The organism is Paratractidigestivibacter sp., assembly GCF_963660155.1.
Lineage (GTDB): Bacteria > Actinomycetota > Coriobacteriia > Coriobacteriales > Atopobiaceae > Paratractidigestivibacter.
On record NZ_CAVKWG010000023.1, the window covers coordinates 1 to 2,741 of the forward strand.

At 69.2% G+C, this 2,741-nt stretch carries 3 protein-coding genes; all 3 read right to left on the reverse strand.

Going from position 1 to position 2,741, the window contains the following annotated elements; translation table 11 throughout:
* Window positions 1–914: dTDP-4-dehydrorhamnose 3,5-epimerase family protein (locus U5709_RS04255; protein WP_321972868.1), on the reverse strand; the 914-nt coding region annotated here is incomplete at its 3' end.
* Window positions 915–932: 18 nt separating this feature from the next.
* Entirely contained in the window at window positions 933–1,955 is a 1,023-nt protein-coding gene (rfbB, locus tag U5709_RS04260) for a dTDP-glucose 4,6-dehydratase (protein ID WP_321972869.1), read from the reverse strand.
* A gap of 21 nt (window positions 1,956–1,976) precedes the next feature.
* Window positions 1,977–2,741 (reverse strand): sugar nucleotidyltransferase (locus tag U5709_RS04265; RefSeq protein WP_321972870.1); only part of this gene is annotated, 765 nt, incomplete at its 5' end.

Genomic DNA, 2,741 nt, shown 5'->3' on the forward strand with positions numbered 1-2,741 from the left:
AGCTCTCGCGTGCCGTCGAAGACGTAGTCGGAGCTCACGTGCACGAGCGTGACGCCGTGCTCGGCGCAGGTGCGGGCAAGCAGCGCCGGGCCCGCGGCGTTGGCGGCCCAGCAGGTCACGCGGCCCTCGGGGGTCTCGGCGTCATCGACGGCGGTGTAGGCGCCGCAGTTGATGACGGCGCCGTAGAGCGACCAGTCGTACTTGGGGTACTGGCCGGGGTCGCCCATGTCGAAGGTGTCGATGTCGCAGAAGTCGAACGTCCCGATGCGGCCCGTCTCCTCGGCGAGCGCGCGCACGGCGCGGCCGAGCTGGCCGTTGCAGCCGGTCACGAGCGTGCGCCTGGGCGCCATGGGGACGACGTCGACGAGCATCGGGTGGTTCCTGTCTGCCTCGGAGACGGTGGCCTGCTCGAGCGGAATCGGCCACTCGACGGCGAGCTCCGGGTCGGCGAGATTCACGAAAGTGTAGGTGCGCTTGAGCTCGGCCGACCAGTGGGCGTTGACCAGGTAGCAGTAGGCGGTGCCGTCCTCGAGGGCCTGGAAGCTGTTGCCCACGCCGCGCGGGGTGAAGACCGCGCGCGAGGCGTCGACCTCGGCCGTGACGACCTTGCCGTAGGTGGCGGAGCCCTCGCGCAGGTCGACCCAGGCGCCGAAGATGCGGCCGGTCGCCACGCTGATCCACTTGTCCCAGGGCTCGGCGTGCACGCCGCGGGTGACGCCGCGCTGCGCGTTGAAGGAGATGTTGTTCTGGACCATGCGGATGTCCGGCACGCCCAGAGCGGTCATCTTCGCGCGCTGCCAGTTCTCCTTGAACCAGCCGCGGGCGTCTCCGTGGACGGGCAGGTCGGCCACGAGCAGGCCCTCGATGGGGGTCTCGCGGACGGAGAGGGGCTTCTCGAACTCGATCTGTGCCATTGCCTGCTTCCCTCTTCCCTACTGGCCCTGGGCCCTGTAGCGGGCCTCGGTCGCGGCCTTCGCCGGGCGCCACCAGGCCTCGTTGGCCACGTACCAGTCGATGGTCTGCTTCAGGCCCTCGGCGAAGTCGGTGTGCTGCGGACGCCAGCCGAGCTCCGTCTGGAGCTTGGTGGAGTCGATGGCGTAGCGGCGGTCGTGGCCGGGGCGGTCGCGGACCCAGTCGAAGTCGTCGGGACTCTTCCCCATGGCCTCCAGGATCATGCGCAGCACGGTGATGTTGTTCTTCTCGCCGTCGGCGCCGATGAGGTAGGTCTCGCCCATCTCGCCCTTGGTGAGGATGGTCCACACGGCGCTGGAGTGGTCCTCGGTGTGGATCCAGTCGCGCACGTTCTCGCCGGCGCCGTAGAGCTTGGGGCGCTCGCCGTCGATGATGTTGGTGATCTGGCGCGGGATGAACTTCTCCACGTGCTGGTAGGGGCCGTAGTTGTTGGAGCAGTTGGAGATCGTGGCGCGAAGCCCGTAGGTGCGGGTCCAGGCGCGGACGAGCATGTCGGAGGCCGCCTTGGTGGAACTGTACGGGCTGCTCGGCCTGTACGGCGTGGACTCGGTGAACTTGGCCGGGTCGTCGATGGCCAGGTCGCCGTAGACCTCGTCGGTCGAGACGTGGTGGTAGCGGATGCCGTGCGCACGTACCGCCTCCAGCAGGCGGAAGGTGCCCTCCACGTTGGTGCGCAGGAACGGCTCCGGGTCGGCGATGGAGTTGTCGTTGTGGGACTCGGCGGCGTAGTGGACGATGGCGTCGTGGCCGGGCACGATGCGCCCCAGCAGCCCGGCGTCGCAGATGTCGCCCACGACGAGCTCCACGCGGTCGGCGGGAAGCCCCGCGATGTTCTCGCGGTTGCCGGCGTAGGTCAGCTTGTCCAGCACCGTGACGTGCACGCCGGGGTGCTCGCGCACCACGTGGTGCACGAAGTTGCTGCCGATGAAGCCGCAGCCGCCGGTGACGATGATGTTCCTCGGGGAGAAGGTCTCCTCTGCCATGTTTGCGTCAGCTCCTCGCTGCTAGTCGTTGACGTGGGTCTCGGGGACGATGGCGCCGGAGGCCACGTCCATGAGGTGGCGGCCGTAGTCGCTCTTGCCGTAGCGCTCGGCGCATGCGACGAGGGTCTCGCGGTCGACCCAGCCGTTCTCGAAGGCGATCTCCTCGGGGACCGATACCGGCAGGTCCTGGGCGCGCTCGACGGTGCGGACGAACTCGGAGGCCTCGAAGAGCGACTCCATGGTGCCGGTGTCCAGCCACGCGTAGCCGCGGCCGAGGGTCTCCACGGAGAGCTCGCCCGAATCCAGGTACATGCGGTTGAGGTCGGTGATCTCGTACTCGCCGCGGGCCGAGGGCTCGACCCTGGCGGCGCGCTCGCAGACGTCTCCCGGGTAGAAGTAGAGGCCGGTCACGGCGTAGTTGCTCTTGGGGCAGGCGGGCTTCTCCTCGATGGAGACGGCGTTGTACTCGGCGTCGAACTCCACGACGCCGAAGCGCTCGGGGTCGTCCACGCGGTAGCCGAAGACCGTGGCGCCCCGGCCCGCCTCGGCGCGCGAGACGGCGCAGCGCAGGCGGCGCGAGAGGCCGTTGCCGTAGAAGATGTTGTCGCCGAGGACCAGGGCGCACGGGTCGCCGCCGGCGAACTCGGCGCCGATGACGAAGGCCTGCGCGAGGCCGTTCGGCTCGGGCTGCTCGGCATAAGCAAGCGACACGCCGTAGTCCGAGCCGTCGCCCAGCAGGCGCCGGAAGTTCGGCAGGTCGGTCGGCGTGGAGATGACCAGGATGTC